Origin of the sequence: Nitrosovibrio sp. Nv17 (assembly GCF_900119085.1) — a bacterium.
In the GTDB taxonomy this organism is placed as follows: Bacteria; Pseudomonadota; Gammaproteobacteria; order Burkholderiales; family Nitrosomonadaceae; genus Nitrosospira.
Genome location: NZ_FPIQ01000005.1, coordinates 140,678 through 160,573 on the forward strand (window position 1 = coordinate 140,678; position 19,896 = coordinate 160,573).

Genomic DNA, 19,896 nt, shown 5'->3' on the forward strand with positions numbered 1-19,896 from the left:
CCCTTTATGACGACCGTATTCCCAGGGCCTTGTCATAGACCTGGAGATATCCGCGTGTCATTGCCTCCATGCTGAACCCTGCCTCGACCAGACGCCGGGCCGCCTTGCCGTGCCGCACAGCCTGATCGGGGGCCCGGTAGTACGCCAGGATGGCCTGCGCCAATGCTTGCGGGTCCGCCGGCGGAACCAGCATCCCGGTATGTCCTTCCCTCACCAGTTCGCCATTGCCGCCGACGCGGGTGGCCACCACCGGCAGACCGGTGGACATGGCTTCCAATATGGTGTTGGAGATCCCCTCTCCGAGCGAAGGCAGGACGAAGAGATCCATGGCGCGCATCAGTTCGGGAATGTCGGCGCGTTCGCCCGGCAACCAGGCAAGCGATTCCGCTCCCGCTTCCCTGAGCATCCCGAGGCACGCCGCCCGGGTAACCCCCTCGCCCACGATCAGCAGTCGCAAACGTTCGCGGGCCATCGGCTCCTGCTCCAGGACCTGCAGAAATGCCCGCACCAGGCCGGGGTAGTTCTTCACGTCCGCCATCCTGCCGACACTTCCCACGACAAAGGCGTCATCCGGAAAAAATTCCCGGATGACGCCATCCATGCGTGCTCCGTCGCGCGGATGGAAGCGCACACTGTCCACGCCGTTGTAGACCTGGTCGACGCGCTGCGGGACCGCCCCCACCGTCTCGACCAGCCAGCCTTCCAGATCCCGGCTGACGGGGATGAAATGATGGATGAGCGGGCGGATTACCCTGCGCAGGAGATTGTACTTGCGATTCTTTCCATGAAGATCGAACATGTCCCGCCCATGCTCGCCATGAATGCGCACGCGCACGCCCGCAGCCGCGGCCACGACCTGCGCCTCCATCGTGCCGAGATTGCGGGTGTGCACGATATCCGGCCGCAGGCGCCGCAGCAGCCGGAACAGGTTGCGATAGACGGCAAGGTCGTGCCCTTCGCGCTTGTTCAGCGCGAAGATCTCCACGTCCTCCCTCAGGATGCGGCGGCGAAAATCCGAATAACCCTTCAGGCAGACGATGGCGTGCCGGTATCGCTCGACCGGCATATGGTTAATCAGGTTGACCAGGCCGTTCTCGAGACCGCCCACGCCCAGATGATGGATGACGTGGACGATGAGCGGAGGCCGTGCGACGGCGCTCATCGAGAGCCCCATCGATGATGCCGGTCGGGCGCTAATGCTGCCATGCATGCCTGAGTCCCTCCGTCAGCGCTGGCGCCATGTGGTCGACAAAAGCCTGGAGGCTCGGCGTGGCCTCTTCCGGGTCCTCTTCATAGGGCGTCGCGAGAACGATCTCGGCGCCATCGTCCCCTCTGCCGAGGAGCCTGTTTCGCGCCAGAAGAAATTTCGCCATGTAGGGACTCGCCGTTTCTTCCCCCCCGACCCAGTACCAGCGCCAGACGAGCAGTCTCCGCGCCGGCGCGTGCAGCTGGCTCTGCCTCACGGTCATGGAACGCGATCCCCGCGCGATGCTGCGGGTACTTTCCCCGACGTTGCGCCAGCGCGACCCCATCTCGGGCACGAGCAGGTTCTCGGTATTGACCAGCTCCTCCCCCTGGCGCTGGTTACGGTAGTAGTGGACGTACAGATCCACGCTGCCGTCGCTGCTGCGGTAGCTTCTCAGGTACCCTGCAGTCGCCCCCACGTATACCGGCTTCCAGTCGGAAGCCGGTTCCGTGGCGGCCCTCCACTCCCCGCTCGCGACAGGTATCTCGACCTGGGGCGCGGTGCTGCGGGAGAATCTGTCATCCAGATAGTCCGCCGCCGCCGGCCAGACCAGGGCAATGAGCAACACCGCGCCGGAGGCAAGCAATGTGCCGCCCAGCGGCGCATCTGCAACCTCGAGGCCGGAATGCGAGCCGGACCGGGAGATCGTGCCGGCGTCCTCGCCAGCTTCGTCATCCTCGCGCCAGAACGAGCCGATCCAGAACAGCACCAGCATCACGACGCCGAAGAACACCCAGCCATAGATGAGATGATCGACCCCCACGGCCAGCCGCATGTCGCTCAGATGGCCGGTCATCACGATCAGGTAGGCGCGGATGCCGTTGGCGACGATGGGCACGATCACCGACAACGCGATGAACCCCAGGCGGCGCTTGAGGCTGCGGTAGGTGAGATAGGCATACAGCGTGCCCAGGGTGAAGGATGCGATCAGATAGCGCAGGCCGCTGCAGGCCTCCACCACCGACCAGTTCCCTGTCGGAATGGTGAAGAAGCTGCCCTCGCGGTAGACGGGAATGCCGGTCAGTTGCAATGCGCGCACGGTGAAATCGGCGGTGAAGTCGATGAGGGGAGGAATCAGGACGTCGCCAAACGGGACCGCCAGGAGGAGGTAGGCCAGCGGAAAGGCCAGGGCCCAGGCCATCCGGGTGCCCAGGATGACCCAGACGGCGACCGGGATCATGGCGATCAGGAAATACTGCTCGAGTACCTGAACACTGGCGAGCGTGGACAGCAGCCAGCAGAATCCCAGCACTCCGAGCGCCGCCAGCGCCAGCGGGCAGGGGCGCGAACGCAGCGTCGCCAGATGATGGCGACGGCCCCAGATCAGGTAGGCGCTGAAGGGAAAGATGAGAAAACCATGAGCGAAGGTGTCGGAACGCTCCCAGATGGAGATCATGGACCAGGTGGTCTCATGGTAGCCCACCAGAATCGCCGCCACGACGAGCGCCGTCACCCATGCTGCCATCTTCAGGTGATGCTGATCCGGGATCGTGGAAACACCCTGCACGATCTCCTGGGGGGTGTGCGCGCTCATGCCGGATCTTCCGCAGACTCGAGGTAGCCTTCCACGGAATACGTGTATGGAATGTCGGGCGGCATGGCAACCGACTGCGAAAGCAGCGCATCCACGCGCGCCAGCCCGCTTTCCCAGGTATAGTCCTTCAGGATGCGGGCCCTGGCAAGCTGCCCTCTGGCCTGGTGCGCGGGGTGCTGAAGCAACGCAATGATCTGCTGGACGAATTCACGTTCGTTGGCGGCGACCAGCAACTCCTTGCCGGGCAGGGCGCAGATTCCCTCCATCGCCTGCGGCGAGGCGATCACGGTCTTCTCCATGGCCATGGCCTCCAGCACCTTGTTCTGGATGCCGCGGGCGATGCGCAGGGGTGCCACCGCCAGCGACGCATGGGCGAGATAGGGCCGTATGTCCGGCACGGAGCCCGCTACCCTGACACCGGCAACGGCGGACAGGGTCATTACCCTCGCGGTGGGCCTGGCGCCGACAATGTGGAACTCGATATCGGGCAGGCGCCGGCGCAGCGCGGGGAAAATATCGCGCACGAACCATTCGACCGCATCCACGTTCGCCCAGTAATCCATGGCCCCGGTGAAGACCAGAATGCGGCCGGACGCGGCATACGGATTGGGATACTCGCGGCCGGGAGAAAAATAGTCGGTATCGACACCATTGTTGAAGTGCGTCACCTTGGTTGCGGCCTCCGGTGCAAGCCGCCTGAAAAGATCGGCCTCCGCTGCGGAAACGAAGGCGGCCCCGTCGAACTCCGCGGCAACCCGCCTTTCATACTCCAGCAGCAATCTCGACTCGCGCCGGTATATCCAGTTCATCGGCCATCCGCGCGTGGCCGCGTACTGCATCCACTTGTCGGAATCGATGTCGACGAAATCGATGATGCGGCGCGCCGGTGCGGCATGCCGCACGTACTGCGCCATTCCCGAGGAAAATACCAGGATGCCGGGGATCGACCGTGTCTCGAGCATGCCGTTCACCCATGCCTGCAGGCGTCCGCTCCGATAATAGGGCAGCGTCAGGGGCTGCCGCAGCAGCATGCCGCCCAGGCTGCGCAGGCGCGCGATACGCGGAGAAAGGTCGATGAAGCAGGTCTCGCCGCAAAGACCCTTCACCGTCTCGATGTGAGCCCGGTCTCTCGGATCGTCTATGAATGTGCCCAGATGCACGCGATAGCGCCGGCTCAGGTGCTTGAGCAGGTGGTAGGAGCGTATCTTGTCCCCCTTGTCCGGAGGGTAGGGGATACGATGTACGAGATAGAGCAGATCCTGCATGCGCCTAACCCAGATTCCTCACGACATAGGGACCCACGAAATTGGCGAGCGCCAGCGGCAGCTTCTGCCACGCGCGGATGAACAGGCGGTACTTCGGATTGAGCGGATTGTGGTCGGGCACCGCGCGGGCGCGATGGAGCTGGTACTCGTAGTGCAGCGGCTGCGGCTCGAACCCCCAGTTCTTCTTGAAGTCATGCGATCCCGTGCCGCGCTTGCTGCGCCCGAAGTCGAAAATCCGGATTCCCCTTTCACATGCGCGCCGCATCAGCTCCCAATACATGAAGTCGTTCGCTGCCAGCTCCCTGGCTTCGCCGGTGCCTCCGCCATAGTAGGGCAGCACCTCGTCCCGAAAATAGAAGCTCATCACGCCGCTGAGCGTGCGCCCCGCATTCTGCACGACCATGAGCTCGCAATCCTGGGCGAATGTTTCCTTGAGAAGCCGGAAATACTTCCTTGAGAATACCGGCGTGCCCAGGCGGTGCACGCTGGTGGAGTAGGCCAGGTAGAAACGTCCGATATCCTCATCGAGCACACTTTCCAGGCCGGCCTTGATGCCTTTGCGCACCATTGCCCGCTGCTTGCGCGGAATCGCCAGCATGTTCTGCTCCGTCTCCGGATACAGCTCCTTTCGAAACGTCACGTAGAGATTCTTGGCGTGCCAGCCGGGGTGCCGTACCTCAAGATTGCGATACTCGAGGAAATCGACGTTCAGCCGCGCAGCAAGCGCCTGGGCTTCCTGGTCGAGCGCAATGCGGGCAGGTTCCGAGACCGCGGCAATGCCCCCATAGACGCAGAACGGCAGCGAACTCAGGCTATGGCCGAAAAGCCTGCTGTCGATCTCGACGAGGGGCAGCACCGCCTGAATCTCTCCGCCCGCCTCCGCGTAGAGATACCACGTCCTGTGGCCCAGCGCCTGCTCGATGACTGTTTTCCAGCCTGCCCGATGAAAGAAGGTGGCTTCCGGACAGGCATGGACGAACGCATCCCACCTTGCCGCGTCGCGCGGCTGGCAGGCACGGACGGACAGCGCGCCGTCCCGTGCAGGGGCGGCCTGCGGCAACCGCTGGAATGCATCGGCCACGCTGTTCACGCGCTCCCCTCCAGGAAGATCCGGTCCATGCGGCCCCACTGGAAATCGCGCGTCAACGCCCGGATGCGCCCTTCCATGCGATCGAGATTGTAGTAGTGGCGAAAACGCGTCTTCATGCCGATACCCGGCTGGCGCGGCTGTCCCGGGTCGATCTCCCAGGGATGGAAATAAAAGATCGCGGAACGACCCTCCCGATGATTCAGCCGCTGCAGCAGCCAGCGCGAGACCGGATAGGGCCAGAGCCGGAAGTAGCCTCCGCCCCCGGCGGGAAAGTTGCGCTGGAACAGCTGCAAAGTGGTGATCGGCACCTCCAGCAACCCGTGCTGGGGACGCGGATGGTATGGGAAGCGCGGCGCCTCCGGCATGCCATAGTGATCGTGCCGGATGGGATAGATGCTGGAGCTGTAGCGATAACCCGACTCTTCCAGCACATCCAGCGCCCACAGGTTGTGGCGACCGATGGAAAAACTTGGCGCGCGATAGCCCAGCACCGCCTGCCCGCCAATATCCTCGAGCAGTGCCTTGCTGCGCACGACATCCTCCCGGAATTCATGGGAAGCCTGGTCGGTGACGCGTTGATGCCCCCAACCATGGCTGGCGAGTTCGTGGCCGCCCGCCACGATGCGCCTGACCATGCCGGCGTGGCGCTCCGCGATCCACCCCAGGGTGAAAAAGGTTGCCTTGACCTCCTTCTCATCCAGCAGGGCCAGGATGCGATCGATATTGGATTCGACCCTGCACACACGAGAGGCCCACGATTCCCTCGGGATATAGGGTGCAAACGCCGATACCTGGAAATAGTCTTCCACATCGATCGTCATCGCATTGCGTATGGATGCTGCGCTCATCCGGACGTCCTCGCTTCCACGGTTCCTGTCCTTCGCCCGCGCGTCAGGGACTGCGCCGGGCCTCGTCCCTGTGCAGATGCTTGCTGACCTCCGCCAGGGCAAGGATCTGTTTGAGAAGCTCCAGCACCGACACGACGGACTCTTCCAGCTTGACGATCCGCTCGTCGATATGGGCGAGGCCCCCGGATGCCTCCCCCACCGGCGAATGGGCACCGCCGGTATCGACGTGGTCGTCATCCATCGACGACATATCGAATTCCTGTCGAATGTCACGGATGACCTCGGCCACCTCGGCATTGCCGAAACGATGCAACTGCTCCAGGCAGCCCATCAGCAGGAGCCTGTCGCACAGCGTGTTGATCCTGCGCGGAATGCCGCCGGTATGGGCAAAGATGGTCTCGAACGCGTCTTCGTCGAACGAGGGATCGCCGTTCCAGCCGGCGGTGTTCAGGCGATGCTCGATATAGGAATGCGTTTCCGACAGATCCATGGGGCCAAGGTGGTAAGTGGCGGTCACCCGCTGCCGCAACTGCAGCATGTCGCCCCCCAGCAGGGTCTTCCTGAACTCCGGCTGACCCAGCAGGAACGTCTGCAGCAGCGGCTTGTCGTCCGTCTGGAAATTGGACAGCATCCTCAGCTCCTCCACCGTCTTCGGGGAAAGGTTCTGTGCCTCGTCCACCACCAGAAGGGTGCGCTTCCCCTGCCGCTCGCACTGGCGGAAGAACGATTCCAGGGAAATCAGCAGGGAGGCCTTGCTGGCATTCTCGTGGGGCAGGCCGAATGCCGCCGCGACCATCCTGAGCGTATCGTCCGAGTCCAGGTGGGTGCTGACGATCTGTGCAGCCAGGACGTTCTCGGATTCCAGCGTACGGAAAAGGTTGCGCACCAGCGTGGTCTTGCCGGCCCCCACCTCGCCGGTGATGACGATGAAGCCCTCGCCCTGGGAAAGGCCGTACTGAAGGTAGGCCATGGCGCGCCGATGGCCCTTGCTGCCGAAGAAGAAGTTCGGGTCGGGCCGCAGCTGGAAGGGCTTGACCCTGAAACCGTAGTAGGATGCGTACATCGCCGCCGCTCCTAGAAACTCATGTTCAGAAAAGCGGTCACGGCATTCTCGCGATAATTGGCCGCAGCCTGATTGGAATCCCGTTGAACGTGCCGGAATTCAAGCATGCCCTGCACCATGGGATTCGTGCGCAGATTCCTCGACACGGTCGCCCTGCCGATGATGAAATCATCTTCCCGGTCGGTCGAAAGGAAAGCGTAGCGCGTAAAACCGACGTTCAGGCTGGCCTGCGTCAGCGCGGATACCCGATAGCTCCACGTCGCACTGGCTCCGCTCTGCCGGGTGTTGTTGAGCAACGAGGTATTCACCCCCAGCAGGCCGATGTCGTCCGATTCCGGAGAATATGCCCGGCGCGTCATGTTGAATCCCCTGAGCATAAACGTGTGCCTCTTTCCGTTTATCCCCATGGAAACCTGCAGGCGCTTTTGCAGGAACAGGCGATTGGTGAGGAAATTGCTCGGATCCAGGAAGGATCCGCCCCCACCCGGGAACCCCGGACCCAAGCCGGGACTGCCCAGCGACGGTCCCGACCCCATGCCCGGATTCTGGGAACCGATGAGCTGCCCCAGGCCGCCCAGACCGAAGCCGCCCGCCCCCATGCCCGTCTGCTGGTTGAAGGTGGTGATGTTCTCATCGTAAGTAAGGTTCCAGACCGTCATCCGGGTACGATGGTTGAGCAGAGCGGAATAGGTGTCGCCGAAGAATCTCTGCCCCGCGTTCAGCATGACGCTGGTGCGCTCGTTCGGCAGCCAGGAAAAACCGACCGTCCACGTGGGGCTGGAAGGACTGCCCCGAATCGACAGAAAACTGTTGCGCTCGTAGCCCCCGCTCGCCATCAGGCTGAATTGGGAAGTGACCTTGTACTGTAAACTCGCCATGGTACGCTCCAGTTCCACGGTGCGTCCGGTGCGGCTGAAGTTGATCATCTGGTGGTCGTAGTTGACTCCCCAGCCCAATACCTGGAAATCGTCACCGCTGTTCAGGCTCGCCTGAAAGGCATGCCGTTCGCTGTTGCGGAGCGCCTGCGCGCTGGACTCGACGATGCCGTAGGTATAGCGCACCTGGCCCGAGGCAAGTCCTTGGAAACGGTGGCGCAGGTAGGGGCTGACGGTATAGGTGCTGACATTTGCCCTGTTGCCCGTCACATTGACGTTGTCAAGCCCTTGCGGACCGAACAGGGAGGCATTCTGCTGCATCATCAATGCAGTTCCGTCGAGAAAGAAAAGGTTCTCGATCAGTTCGGCAGTCCCGCGGGAATTGAGCTGGTGCCTCATCCGGGACAGGCCGCTCTGATTCGCGTAGATGAGATTGTTCATCATGTAGTCGGTCACGAAGGTGAAACGCCGCCCCACTCCATACACGGACACGCCGGGATTGATCTGGGTCACGAAATCGGAGCTGTCGGCGCCGTCCGTTCTCAGCCGGATGTTGTCCGAGTAGGTACCTCTTATATTCAGGCGTGGAACGATGCTCCATCCTCTTTCCGTTCCGCCGCCGCTCGCCGCCCCCCCGAACGCCGGACTCTGTCCGCTCCGCGGATCCTGCTGCCCGTAGGAATGCGCGGATGACAACAGCGCGGCCAGAATGGCAAGCCATATGATCGAACACAGGCTGTCGCGATAGCGCCGGTTTTCAGACACTTTTCTCAGGCGCTTTCTGGCTGATGGTAGTAGTAGCCATAATACTCGCCGCCCGAGAACGATCTGGCCTTGTTGTAGATCAGGTTCACCACGTCACACGATTCGAGTTGCCGCAGCATCTCCTTGACCGCCTGCTGCGAGGTCTTCTCGGCTTCGACCACCACCACGATCTGTCCCATCTGGCTTGCCAGCACGTGCGCCTCGCTGGTGAGCAGCAACGGGGGGGAATCGAAGATGACGACACGATCCGCGTAGCGCTGTGCAAGCTCCTTCAGGAGGGTTGCCATGCTCTGGCTGGCCAGAAGTTCGGTGGAATGCGAGTGCCGCGTGCCCGCCGTGAGCAGCGTCAGTTTCTCGACATCGGTTTTTATCAGCACGTCCGCCAGATCGAGATTGTCCTCGAGCAGGATGTCCATCAGGCCCTTTTCCGTGCCCAGCCCGAGAATCTTGGGAACCGTGGGACGGGCCACGTCGGCGTCGACCAGCAGCACCCTGCGATCCATCTCCATCGCGATGCTCATCGCCAGATTGACCGTGCAGAAACTTTTCCCCTCGCCCGCCAGGGCGCTGGTCACCATGATGAGGTTGCCATTCCTGATCTTGCCTGCCCCCTGGTTGAAGGCATTGGTCAGCAACGGCCGCTTGATCACGCGGAACTGCTCGGCAACCTGGGTTCTGCCCTGATCCGGCGTGACGATGCCGTACTTGCGCATCTTTTCAAGATTGAGCTTGATGTACTTCGAGGTGGTAGGCGAAGACGGGGCGCCTTCCGCGGGAGAGTTCCAGTCCGGCGCCTCTTCCTTGGGTGGATTCCGATCGGCGCTTGCCGGCAAGCCCCCCCAACGCGCGGAACACCGGTTCTGGCCTCCTGCCTGAGCTTCCCGGCCGCTCTCTCGATAATGCTCACGTCATCTCCAATGAGTTGGGTTGGAATCCATCGATATCCGCTCCCTCTGCCGTCCTTGCGGATATCCTGCAGAAACGGGGCGGGACGGCGAAACACGGAGCCGAACCGATATCCACACACATGAGAAAGGGACGGTCCTCTACAGACCCGGGATCACCGGCGCAACCACGGAAACCTGTAGATCCTGCCCCATCGGGAGTCCGATCCCCGGCCATGGCGCCTGCCCATCTTCCCGCCATGGTCGATCATGCCCGGGATCCCAGTCAAACCATCTTTGTCATCAAGGTACCATACAGACCCAGCAGGGACAGCAAGGACAGGCCGAACGCATACAGCCGCTTCCTGCTCTTTGCCTTTTCCTGATCGGTCCAGATCATGGGAACCGACCCCAGGATCGGCCTGCCGGTTATTTCGCGCAGGCTCACCTGGCTGTGAAACGTGGGCCGGACCTGGCTGATGACGAAGGCAAGCCCGATTCCGGCCAGCAAGGACCCCGCAAACACGAGAGAGAAGAACTTGCTGCGATCCGGCCCCACCGGCCGGTCGGAGACGGTCGGCGGATCGATGATCCTGAACGACATCAGATCCGTCACGGAGCCCAGTTCGCCGGATATCTTCGCCGACTCGCGGCGCTCCAGAAGCTTCTCGTAGTTGGCCTTGTTCACCTGGTAGTCGCGATTCAACTGGGCAAGTTCCGCCTCCACCTGCGGCACGGCATTGCTCAATGACTGGAGGCGATTATAACGCGCTGTGTACTCTTCCACACGGGCTTTCATCGAAGCCACGTCGGCTTCCGCCTCGGCCAGGGCCACATTGAGTTGCTGCAGCATCGGGCTGTAGTTCTTGCCGGGATCCGAGACATTGCGCACCATGAGCTTGGCTTCCTCCTTCTTGCGCTCTTCCAGCTGCGCGATCAGCCGCTTCGTGGAAATGATATCGGGATGCAGTTCCGTGAAATTCAGCCTGAGCGTATCCAGGTTCTTGTTCAGCTCGCTGATCCGGGAGTCGATCTCGACATTGACGATGGCGGGGGAAATCGCCTCGCCCTGATCCACCATCATGACAGGCTCATCCCCGGTGATCTGTCTCCTGATCGCGTCCCGGGCGTGTTCCGCCTCCCGCAGGTCGAGCCGTGTCTTGTTGAGATCCTCGCTCGCAGCCGCCAATTGCGAATAGTAGTCTCCTCCCTGCTGGGGCATCAACCCGATGTTCTTCTGCTTGAATTCCTTGAGCCTGTTTTCCCCCTCAACCAGTTTTTCCTCGTAGCTCTGGATCTGTTCGTCGATGAAACGCAGCGCCGCGACGGAATCCTGGCGCTTGTCCCCCAGTCCCCCTTCCACGAAGATCGTCAGCAGGGATTGCACGATGTCCTTGGCGAGCTTCGGATTCTGGTTGTTGTAGTGGATCGTGAAAAGATTGTCGCGGCCGGTGGTTCCCAGCTTGATCTTCTCCATCAGTTCCTTGACCCGCCTCTCGTAATCCTTCGGATCCTGAATGCCCAGGTCCAGGTCCACCATGCGGATGACCCGCTCCACGTTGGGCCGGCTGATCAGCGTCCGGCTCATGATGGAAACCTGCTGCTGCAGATCGGGAGAAATCGTCATGCCCGCCATGAGAGGCTTGAGCACATTCTGTGTATCCACGTAGATCCGGGCCGACGCCTGGTAGTCGTCGGGCAGCTTGTAGACGATGATCCAGCCGGTGATGGCGATGAGCCAGGCGGCGGCAACGGAAGCCCAGCGGTATTTCCATATCCCTTTCAGGTAGATCAGCAGTTGGGTAGTCAAATCTTCCATGCTTACAGATCCCTGATGAAATGGTGGCCGAATTTCCTGAGGGAAGCCGTTTCCCGGGACCTGTCCGCCTGCGTAGCGCGAGGCAGGGCCCATGCGCCCCTGTCGATCGTCATACCCTGCGCTGCCATGAGAAACACGCCTCCCATCCCGGCCGAATCAGAAAAAGCTCTCGGGTATCACCAGCACATCGCCCTGGCGCACGGGAACGTTCGCCGAGATGTCGCCATCGCGGATCAGGTCATCCAGCCTGACGCTGAACTGCTGCTGTTTCCCGTCCACGTTGCGAATGATCCGGGCCTTGTTGCCGGCGGCGAAATCCGTGATGCCGCCTACCGCGATCAACACGTCCATCAGCGTCATCTCCTCGCGGTAGGGCAGCGCCTGGGGTCTGGCCGCCTCGCCGATGACGCGCACCTGCTCGGAGTACGGCCCGACGAACTGGGTCACCACCACCGTCACGACGGGCTGCTGGATATATCTGGACAATGCTTCCTCGATGTCACGCGCCAGTTGCGTGGAAGTCTTGCCGCTGGCGGGAAGATCCTCGACCAGAGGCGTGGTGATCTTTCCATCGGGACGCACCGGTACCGACATCGAAACTTCCGGATTGCGCCAGACGATGATATCCACGCTGTCGCCCGGCCCGATCAGGTAGTCATGCGCGACATGCCTTTCGTCGGGAGAAAGCGGGGGATAGGATGTGCATCCGCCAGACATCAGTATTGGAAACGCGATGGCGAGGCAGGCCAGCCATTTCCTGGTGCCGGGATGGAAAGTGTTCACTGGATTTCCTTTCTGTGTTTATTGAAGAGGGGCCGGGTCTGGGGGGCAGAGAGCGACCGTGAATACGGCAGCCGACATCTGCGCAGCCTAGGGCGACTGGATTGGGAATAATACCGTATGTCACGGAATCCAAGTATTTTTATTATAACAATGTACACCATGAACAGCATTTATACACCCACCCCTTCCTGGAACTGGAAAGATTATCCGCCCGGAGAGCGCCATCTCCTGTGGGAATTCTCACTCCCACGAACTCTTCTCCATGGTACGGCGGCATCGTAGCAACTTCGGCAACGCAAGCAAATAGGACTTTGGTACGATAGGGTTCCTGGCCATCGGCCCCCGGTCATCGCATCCACGGTAGCGCCCTCCTCCAACCCACCACGCTCCAGGATACCCTTGTTGCATATTCCTCCCCGCGATATTCCAGCCGCCGCACCTTGCCCTTGCCGATCGGGCATGCTGGAGGGAGAAGCCGCGACGCTGGCGCTCGGCGCGGAGCTCGCATCCCTGCTGCATGCCGGCCTCGTCGTCTTCCTGGAAGGCGACCTGGGTGCGGGCAAAACCACGTTGGCAAGAGGGATTCTACAAGGCCTGGGCTACGAAGGCAAAGTGAAAAGTCCCACCTATAATCTGGTTGAAGTTTATGAAATTTCTAGGTTATACTTCTATCACTTTGATTTCTATCGATTCGATAATCCTGAAGAATGGGAGGAAGCAGGGTTTCGTGAATACTTCAACGGGGAATCGGTCTGCCTGGTCGAATGGCCCGAAAAAGCAGGCGCATCGCTGCCGGCAGCCGACCTGCGGGTCCGCCTCGGCGTCGCCGGAACGAACCACCGCCACGTCGAGGTCCAGGCCCCCACGGAGGCGGGAGCGCGGTGCCTGAAGCGATGGCAGGCCCGCGGCAGCCTGCTGGCGCCTCCCGCGCCATAGAGTCCCTTTGCCCTTCATCTCCATTCTTGCGTTTCGCCTTTTCCCTGTCGCTGGCCATGCTCCTGCTGTCCGGCCTTGGCAATCCCGCCCTGGCGGATACCCGCGTCAACGCAGCCCGGGTATGGCCGGCGCCCGAGTACACGCGCCTTACCCTCGAATCCGCCGCGCCCATCCGCTATTCCCTGAGCACCATCGGGAACCCCGACCGCGTCGTCCTCGACCTGGAGGGCGTCGAGCACGGCGCCGAACTGGAGAGTATGCCAGCCCGGATTCACCCGGACGACCCGTACATAAGAGCCCTGCGCATCGGCCGCTTCAAGCCGACGGTGCTGCGCCTGGTGCTGGACCTCAAGACCGAGGTGCAGCCGCAGGCATTCGTCCTCAAGCCGGTGGGCGACTACGGCTACCGCCTGGTGCTGGATGTCTACCCCCTCGTCCCGCCGGACCCGCTCATGGCGCTCCTGGACGAGCATGGCCGCGGCACGGCAACGCCATCGCAGCCGGATCCCGGCGCGGGCAGCGGCAGCGCGCAGCCCCTCGGCAAGACGGCCGCGACCTCCACGGTGGCCCGCAAGGAGCGGCCCGAAGTCGCGCGGCTCATCACAATCGCCATCGATCCCGGCCACGGCGGCGAGGATCCCGGCGCCGTCAGCCGCGGCGGAACCCATGAAAAGGACATCACCCTGGCGATCGCCCGCAAGCTCAAGGCCAAGATCGACCGGGAGCCCAACATGCGCGCCGCCCTGACGCGCGAGGGCGACTACTTCATATCGCTGCCGATGCGCCTGGAGAAGGCGCGCCAGGTGCACGCCGACCTCTTCGTCTCGGTGCATGCGGACGCCTTCATCAAGCCCCACGCGCGCGGCTCTTCCGTGTTCGCCCTATCGGAAAGCGGCGCCACGTCCGCGGCGGCACGCTGGCTGGCGAAGAAGGAAAACGAGGCAGACCTGATCGGCGGGGTCAACCTGGACGTCAAGGATCTCTACCTCAAGCGCACCCTCTTGGACCTTTCCCAGACCGCCACCATCAACGACAGCCTGCGGCTGGGACGGGAAGTGCTCTCCGAGATCGGCGGCGTCAACCACCTGCACAAAAACGAGGTGGAGCAGGCCGGCTTCGCCGTGCTCAAGTCACCCGACATCCCGTCCATCCTGGTGGAAACCGCGTTCATCAGCAACCCGGAAGAAGAAAAAAAGCTGAAGAACGCCGCCTACCAGGACAAGCTGGCCGACGCGATACTCGCCGGCATCAAGCGCTATTTCGCCAACAATCCCCCACTATCGCGCTCGCGCATGGTATTGCTGGAGTAGCGCATCGCACGCACGTCGAGCCATGCCAACCAGTCGCCGTGGCTGGCCCGTATTCTTTTCCTGTCACAACCCGATAAAACATGAAGTGGGTGGGTGGAGCGCAGCGCAACCCATCATCCTCCGCAGAACGCTGCAATGGGTTGCTTGGCTCAACGGGCGACGGTGGATAATCACAACCTCCGTGTTGACAACCGCTATACACCGCCGTAGCATGCGTATATCTGTTGTATATATATACCCGGGAGTCGACCCATGCGTGACGCCGCCATCAACCTGCGAGCCCGCCACGAGCAGCGGGACCTCATCGACCAGGCCGCGCAGCTGCTCGGCAAGAACCGCTCCGACTTCATGCTCGAAGCCGCTTGCGACAGGGCCAAGTCCGTGCTGCTCGACCAGGTGTTCTTCAATCTGGACGCTGCGAAGTTCCGGCAGTTCACCGAGCTGCTCGACGCGCCGCCCGCCCACAATCCGGGGCTGGAACGCCTCATGGCACTCAAGGCGCCCTGGGACAGGAAGCAGGCTAAGGGCTGAACTTGCAGTTCAATTCGCCGGAGCCACTGATCGCTTCGCATCGACTGGACAACTTCGACTGCGGCGAAGCCTCGCTCGATGACTGGATCAAGCACAGGGCGCTGGCCAACCAGGCCAGCGGCGCAAGCCGCACCTTCGTCGTCACCGATGAGGAAGCCAACGTCCGCGGCTACTATGCCATGGCCGCCGGCACCGTCTCGCACTATCAGGCAACCGGCAGCGTACGGCGCAACATGCCCGATCCGATTCCCGTCATGGTCCTCGCCCGGCTCGCGGTCGACCGCAAGGCGCAGGGAATGCATCTGGGCGCTGCCCTGCTGCAGGATGCCATCAACCGCGCAGTGGCCGTCTCGCACAATGCAGGGGTGAGAGCACTGCTCGTGCACGCGCTTCACGAAAGGGCGAAGCAATTCTACGAGCACCATGGGTTTCAGCCCTCTCCCACGCACTCCATGACGCTCATGCTGCGCTTGAGCGATGTAAAGGCGTAACGGAAATACGATATCAATTCCCCTTCCCCGCTGGGTTCATAGACGCTCTTGTCGTCGATCTGACGTTCCTCTGTCAGCGGGACCTGAACGATTCTGCGAATCACCCGTCGATCGGGATTCTGGCAGGAACGCCCTTCTCGCCGCGCCTTGGCTCGGCAACCTTCTACCCGACGGCTACAACAAGAGCAGTAGGGGTAGTAGGGCAGGATGGGCGGAGCGTAGCAACCCATCATCTTTTTATCTCGTCTCGTCCTTGGCCCATTGATTTCATGAATTCGGTGGGTTGCGCTCCGCTACACCCACCCTACAAATTCATGGTTTGAATGCTCTGCCTTTTCCCGTAGGATGGGTGGAGCGTAGCGCAACCCATCATCTCCCCTGACTTCTCCAGAATTTCCGGAGCTCGGTAAAGAACCCGAATGTTCGCACGGATCGTATTGAAGAAAGGGAATCACAGCCAATGAAGCAATTCAATGGCGGCCGTGCTTTCCACCAAAAATGCTATCGATATGACAAAAAATAAGAAGCACTTTACTCATCCTCAGGCGTATCTTACTGCTCGGTACCGGAGATGAACAATGTGAAGCGTAAGTAGGCGTGGACGGGTGGAGCGTAGCGCAACCCATCATCCCCAGAGAACGCTGCGATGGGTTGCATTTTCATTTCACCCATCCTTGGCTGCCAGGCTACGGCCCGGAGCTCAAGCTGGATGAACGTCTGAGACCCCCGTGTCAAGTATGCCGCCTGATAACCGATATTTGATGCCAATTCAATAAAAAATAGATTCCAGCGCCCACCCGTCGGGCGCTGGAGGTCGATTTGACCACCAAGGAGAGAAAAAGGAGCCATGCCGCTCACCCCAAACCCTGCGGTGACGCCGCACCCGGTCGAGTTCACCGGCTCGGGCAGCGAGTACTTCCGCGTCTGGATCGTCAACGTGCTGCTGGGCATCGTCACCCTGGGCCTGTACATCCCCTGGGCGCGGCGGCGCACGGCGCAGTACTTCTACGGCCATACGCAGGTAGTGGGCAGCCCGCTGGAATTCGTGGCCGAGCAGAGGCGCATGGTGTTCGGCTTTCTGGCGTTTGCCGCACTTTACCTGGCCTACGAGCTGGCCTACAAGCTGGCAACGCAGACCGGGCAGGACCTGGCCGCCTCGCTGCTGTTCTTCGGCTTCGCGGCGCTGACGCCCTTCCTGTGGGGCAGCGCCATGCGCTTTCGCCTGGGGGCTACGCGCTGGCGCGGCATCCGGCTGGCGTTCACGGCGAACTGGAAGGAGATATACCTGGCGTCGTGGTCGGTGTTCGCCATCGCCGCCGTGTGGGCAGGCGCCTTCATCGCCATCGACGCGCTGCTGCCCACGCCGGCGCGCACTGCCATAACCAAGGGCAGCTTTGCCGGTGCCGGGCCCGCCATCGCCGTGCTGCTGCTGGCCCTGGTGCTGACGCTGCTGTGCGTGATCCGGCTCGAATTCAACTACCGGCGCCTGCTGGTGGCGCGTGCGCGCATCGGGGGCCTGGCCGGGCGCTTCAAGCCCGTATACGGCGACTTCGTCAAGGTCTGGCTGGCGTCGGTGGGCATCTTCATGCTGACGCTGCTGGCGGTGGGGGGAGTGCTCGCGGCGCTGGCCTACGGCTCTGGCCATCTGGCGAGCGAGCATCTGCGCGGCTCCGGCGTGGCGGAGATGATCCTGCTGGGCCTGCTGGTCTTCGGAATCACGCTGGGGGTGATGGTACTGGTCAGCCTGCCGGCGCACGCCTACCGCGAGGCGCGCATGTTCCAGCTGGTGTGGAACAACGTCGGCTTCGACCGCATCGCACGCACGCACTCCCGCCTGCGCACTGGCGCCTACGTGATGCTGCGGGTGAAGAACCTGCTGCTGTCGTTCCTGACGCTGGGCTTCTACCGCCCGTTCGCCGTCACCAGCGAGTACGCGGCCAAGGTCGGCTCGGTCACCATCTACCTGGAGGGCGACGCCGAGCAGTTGGTGGGTGAGCTGGTGCGGCAGCAGGGCGCCTTCGGCGATGCCGCGGCCGATGCGCTGGGGCTGGACCTGATCGGATGACATGACACCGCCCCGTTGCTCCACGCGCTGCGTGCTGTTTGCGCCCTCCCTTCAAGGGGGCGCCGCCGGCGAACGGGCAAAACTCGTCCGCGGCGGTTGCTGGCGTGGCCTGCTTCGCGGCCTTTCGGCTCTTTGGGGTTCAAGCCTCGCGGGTGACTCGCGGCGCCATCGACGACCGAGATGAGTAGCCCCATCCTGCACGCGCAGTGGTTCGACGGCCGCACCTCGCGCGCGCACCCGGCGCGCCTGCGCCTGCTGCCGGGTAAAGGCGGCCCGCACCTGCAGCTGCAGGCGCTGGACGGCGAGCGCGAGTCGCTGGAACTCACGCATCGCCAGGTCGACTGGCCCGAGCGCTGGTCGGCCAAGCGCCCGCCGCCACGCGTGGTGGTGGACCTGGGTGCGCACGGCAGTCTGCAGGTGGACGACGTGCCCGGCTGGCAGGCCGCGGTGGCCGCCGCGGGCGGGCGCGCCACGCTGGCCGAGCGCATGCAGACGCGCTGGAGCGTGCTGCTGGCCGTGCTGCTCTTGGCCGTCGTCGGCATCGGCGCCTTCTACCGCTGGGGCACCCCCTGGGCGGCGGGGCAGATCACGCGCCACGTGCCGCTGGCGTGGGAACAGCAGCTCGCCGAGCGCGCACTGGCCCAACTGGACGAAGGCACCACCAAGCCGTCGAAGCTGCCGCCCGCGCGCCAGGCCGCGCTGCGCGCCGCGTTCGACCGGCTGGCCGCGCACGTGCAGGCCAGCAGCGACCCCGCCCTGCACCGCTACCCCGGCTACCGCCCGCCCCTCACGCTGCAGTTCCGCGCCGGGATGAGCCCCAATGCCTTCGCGCTGCCGGGCGGCACCATCGTCATGACCGACGCCATGGTCACGCAGGCCGGCACCATTCCGGGCACCGGCACCACCGCCCTGCTGGGCGTGCTGGCACACGAGATCGGTCACGTGCAACTGCGCCACACCACGCGCCTGGTGGTCGAACAAGGCGTGCTGAGCGTAGGACTGGGGTTGGCGCTGGGCGACGTGTCCAGCCTGGTGTCCAACGGCGCGACGCTGCTGACCGGTCTGGCCTACAGCCGCCAGCACGAGACCGAGGCCGACTGCTACGCCGTGGCGCTGATGCGCGGCACCGGCCTGCTCACGGCACCCATGGCCGATCTGCTGCTGGGCATGGAGGACGCGATGCTGGGGTGGATGCACGGCGCACCGGCGTCGGCGCCCCAATCGTCCGCCGACACGCCCGCGCCCGAAGGTGGCGCCGACTGGTTCAGCACCCACCCCGACACCGTGGGCCGCGCCGGGCGCCTGAAGGCCGGCACGCCGCTGGGCTGCTGATCGCCACTCAAAGAACGGCGGTCGTGCTTTCCACCAAAAATACTATCGATATGACAAAAAACAAGAGGCGCCTTGCTCATCCTCAGGCGTATCGTACTGATCGGTACCGGAGATGATCATGAAGCGTGAGCAAACAACCGTGTCGCCCGAGGAGCGCAGGTTCAACAGGATATCCATAGGGAGCGTCGTTACCTTTTTGGGATTGGGCTACCTGCTGTATTTCACAGCGCGCTGGGTGGAGCCGCCGATGTGGGCGCTGGCGTGGATCGACACCTTGAAACCGACTCTCGGCGCGCTCGGCACCGCCGCGCGCGTGAGCGACACCCCGTTCCCGGCACAGGTGGTGATCGCCTATTGCGCCTTCAGCTTTCTTCCGCTGATGGCCTGGACCACGTACTGGGTGTTGCTGGTGGGGGAATCGAGAGCGATTCTTCGGAGCAGAGCGATCAGGGAACCCCGCTGGAAGCTGATATACGTGGGACTGGGATACGCGTTGATAGTACTGCCTATCTGCTTCGCAGGGAATCTCTACGACGGAACCCTCGACAAGGTGAGTATCGGATGGCGAGAACGTGCCTCTCTCTCGCCAGGCGTCGGCTCGGCGACCTACTTGCTCGGCGGCTATGGGACCTTTGCCATCACTGCACCGGTAGCCTTGTATTGTCTATGGATCGGCATGACCGGATATCCCAGGAAGAATGTAACAAGCAGCCCTATCGACGAGCAGGGGTAGATACTCTGTTCAGAGTCAACACTAATTCATGTTTTTGCTCATGCGGGAAGGGCATAGAAGCGTTGATTATCGAAGGGCTGGTCATGAGTGAGCATGCCGTGGATGGCATGCAGCAATTTACGCATGACAGCGCATACTCCTTGCAAAGGAGTCTTGCCGTTGCAGATCAGATGCTCGAAGAAGCCCTTCACGTATGGATCATGTTTCTTGGCGGACAGAGCTGGCAGATAGAGGGCACGGCGGATATGGCAGTTGCCGGCTTTGGAGATGCAGGCGCGCTTGTCCACGCTGGTTCCCGACTTGAAGTGACGGGGGTCCAGTCCTGC

General features: G+C 62.5%; 18 protein-coding genes. 7 read left to right on the forward strand and 11 right to left on the reverse strand.

Annotation, left to right across the window (positions count from 1 at the left end; translation table 11 throughout):
* Positions 1-4 precede the first annotated feature (4 nt).
* The 10 genes from BT108_RS04825 to BT108_RS04870 all read right to left on the reverse strand — a co-directional run bounded on the left by BT108_RS04825 (position 5) and on the right by BT108_RS04870 (position 12,106).
* Entirely contained in the window at positions 5-1,162 is a 1,158-nt protein-coding gene (locus BT108_RS04825; protein WP_218184817.1) for a TIGR03088 family PEP-CTERM/XrtA system glycosyltransferase, read from the reverse strand.
* A 31-nt stretch (positions 1,163-1,193) separates the two neighbouring features.
* Entirely contained in the window at positions 1,194-2,780 is a 1,587-nt protein-coding gene (gene xrtA / locus BT108_RS04830) for an exosortase A (RefSeq protein WP_072293408.1), read from the reverse strand.
* Positions 2,777-4,045: a TIGR03087 family PEP-CTERM/XrtA system glycosyltransferase gene (locus BT108_RS04835; RefSeq protein WP_072293409.1), complete on the reverse strand. Its 1,269-nt coding sequence runs from the start codon at positions 4,043-4,045 to the stop codon at positions 2,777-2,779. Before BT108_RS04835 ends, xrtA begins: the two co-directional genes overlap by 4 nt.
* A gap of 4 nt (positions 4,046-4,049) precedes the next feature.
* On the reverse strand, positions 4,050-5,126 hold the full coding sequence (locus tag BT108_RS04840) for a FemAB family XrtA/PEP-CTERM system-associated protein (RefSeq protein WP_369816925.1): 1,077 nt from the start codon (positions 5,124-5,126) through the stop codon (positions 4,050-4,052).
* Between the two features lie 5 nt (positions 5,127-5,131).
* Positions 5,132-5,983 carry an XrtA system polysaccharide deacetylase gene (locus BT108_RS04845; protein ID WP_072293411.1) on the reverse strand — a complete coding sequence of 284 codons (852 nt, stop codon included), beginning with the start codon at positions 5,981-5,983 and terminating at the stop codon, positions 5,132-5,134.
* Positions 5,984-6,026: 43 nt separating this feature from the next.
* Positions 6,027-7,046 (reverse strand): XrtA/PEP-CTERM system-associated ATPase, encoded by a 1,020-nt coding sequence (locus BT108_RS04850; protein WP_072293412.1) that lies wholly within the window; start codon positions 7,044-7,046, stop codon positions 6,027-6,029.
* 11 nt (positions 7,047-7,057) lie between these two features.
* A complete protein-coding gene (locus BT108_RS04855; protein ID WP_255369622.1) occupies positions 7,058-8,686 on the reverse strand; it encodes a TIGR03016 family PEP-CTERM system-associated outer membrane protein in 1,629 nt (542 codons plus the stop codon).
* Between the two features lie 5 nt (positions 8,687-8,691).
* The gene (locus tag BT108_RS04860) at positions 8,692-9,519 is read right to left on the reverse strand and encodes an XrtA-associated tyrosine autokinase (RefSeq protein WP_255369623.1); all 828 of its coding nucleotides are present in this window, start codon (positions 9,517-9,519) and stop codon (positions 8,692-8,694) included.
* Positions 9,520-9,856: 337 nt separating this feature from the next.
* Positions 9,857-11,389, reverse strand: coding sequence for an XrtA system polysaccharide chain length determinant (locus BT108_RS04865; RefSeq protein WP_072293414.1), 1,533 nt, complete (start codon positions 11,387-11,389; stop codon positions 9,857-9,859).
* A 156-nt stretch (positions 11,390-11,545) separates the two neighbouring features.
* Entirely contained in the window at positions 11,546-12,106 is a 561-nt protein-coding gene (locus BT108_RS04870; RefSeq protein ID WP_083566223.1) for an XrtA/PEP-CTERM system exopolysaccharide export protein, read from the reverse strand.
* Between the two features lie 525 nt (positions 12,107-12,631).
* Here BT108_RS04870 and tsaE point away from each other — a divergent pair.
* The 7 genes from tsaE (at position 12,632) to BT108_RS04910 (ending at position 19,570) form a co-directional block, all read left to right on the forward strand.
* Positions 12,632-13,108 carry a tRNA (adenosine(37)-N6)-threonylcarbamoyltransferase complex ATPase subunit type 1 TsaE gene (gene tsaE, locus BT108_RS04875; RefSeq protein WP_072293416.1) on the forward strand — a complete coding sequence of 159 codons (477 nt, stop codon included), beginning with the start codon at positions 12,632-12,634 and terminating at the stop codon, positions 13,106-13,108.
* A gap of 56 nt (positions 13,109-13,164) precedes the next feature.
* On the forward strand, positions 13,165-14,418 hold the full coding sequence (locus BT108_RS04880) for an N-acetylmuramoyl-L-alanine amidase (RefSeq protein ID WP_072293438.1): 1,254 nt from the start codon (positions 13,165-13,167) through the stop codon (positions 14,416-14,418).
* Between the two features lie 252 nt (positions 14,419-14,670).
* Entirely contained in the window at positions 14,671-14,949 is a 279-nt protein-coding gene (locus BT108_RS04885) for a type II toxin-antitoxin system TacA family antitoxin (protein ID WP_072293417.1), read from the forward strand.
* A 2-nt stretch (positions 14,950-14,951) separates the two neighbouring features.
* Positions 14,952-15,440, forward strand: coding sequence for a GNAT family N-acetyltransferase (locus BT108_RS04890; RefSeq protein WP_255369624.1), 489 nt, complete (start codon positions 14,952-14,954; stop codon positions 15,438-15,440).
* Positions 15,441-16,287: 847 nt separating this feature from the next.
* The gene (locus BT108_RS04900) at positions 16,288-17,505 is read left to right on the forward strand and encodes a YjgN family protein (RefSeq protein WP_072293420.1); all 1,218 of its coding nucleotides are present in this window, start codon (positions 16,288-16,290) and stop codon (positions 17,503-17,505) included.
* Between the two features lie 180 nt (positions 17,506-17,685).
* Positions 17,686-18,837 (forward strand): M48 family metallopeptidase, encoded by a 1,152-nt coding sequence (locus BT108_RS04905; RefSeq protein WP_072293421.1) that lies wholly within the window; start codon positions 17,686-17,688, stop codon positions 18,835-18,837.
* A gap of 118 nt (positions 18,838-18,955) precedes the next feature.
* Complete coding sequence (locus BT108_RS04910; RefSeq protein WP_143142399.1) at positions 18,956-19,570, forward strand: hypothetical protein; 615 nt, start codon at positions 18,956-18,958, stop codon at positions 19,568-19,570.
* Between the two features lie 38 nt (positions 19,571-19,608).
* Here the strand turns inward: BT108_RS04910 and BT108_RS04915 are convergent.
* Positions 19,609-19,896: transposase (locus BT108_RS04915; RefSeq protein ID WP_143142400.1), on the reverse strand; the 288-nt coding region annotated here is incomplete at its 5' end.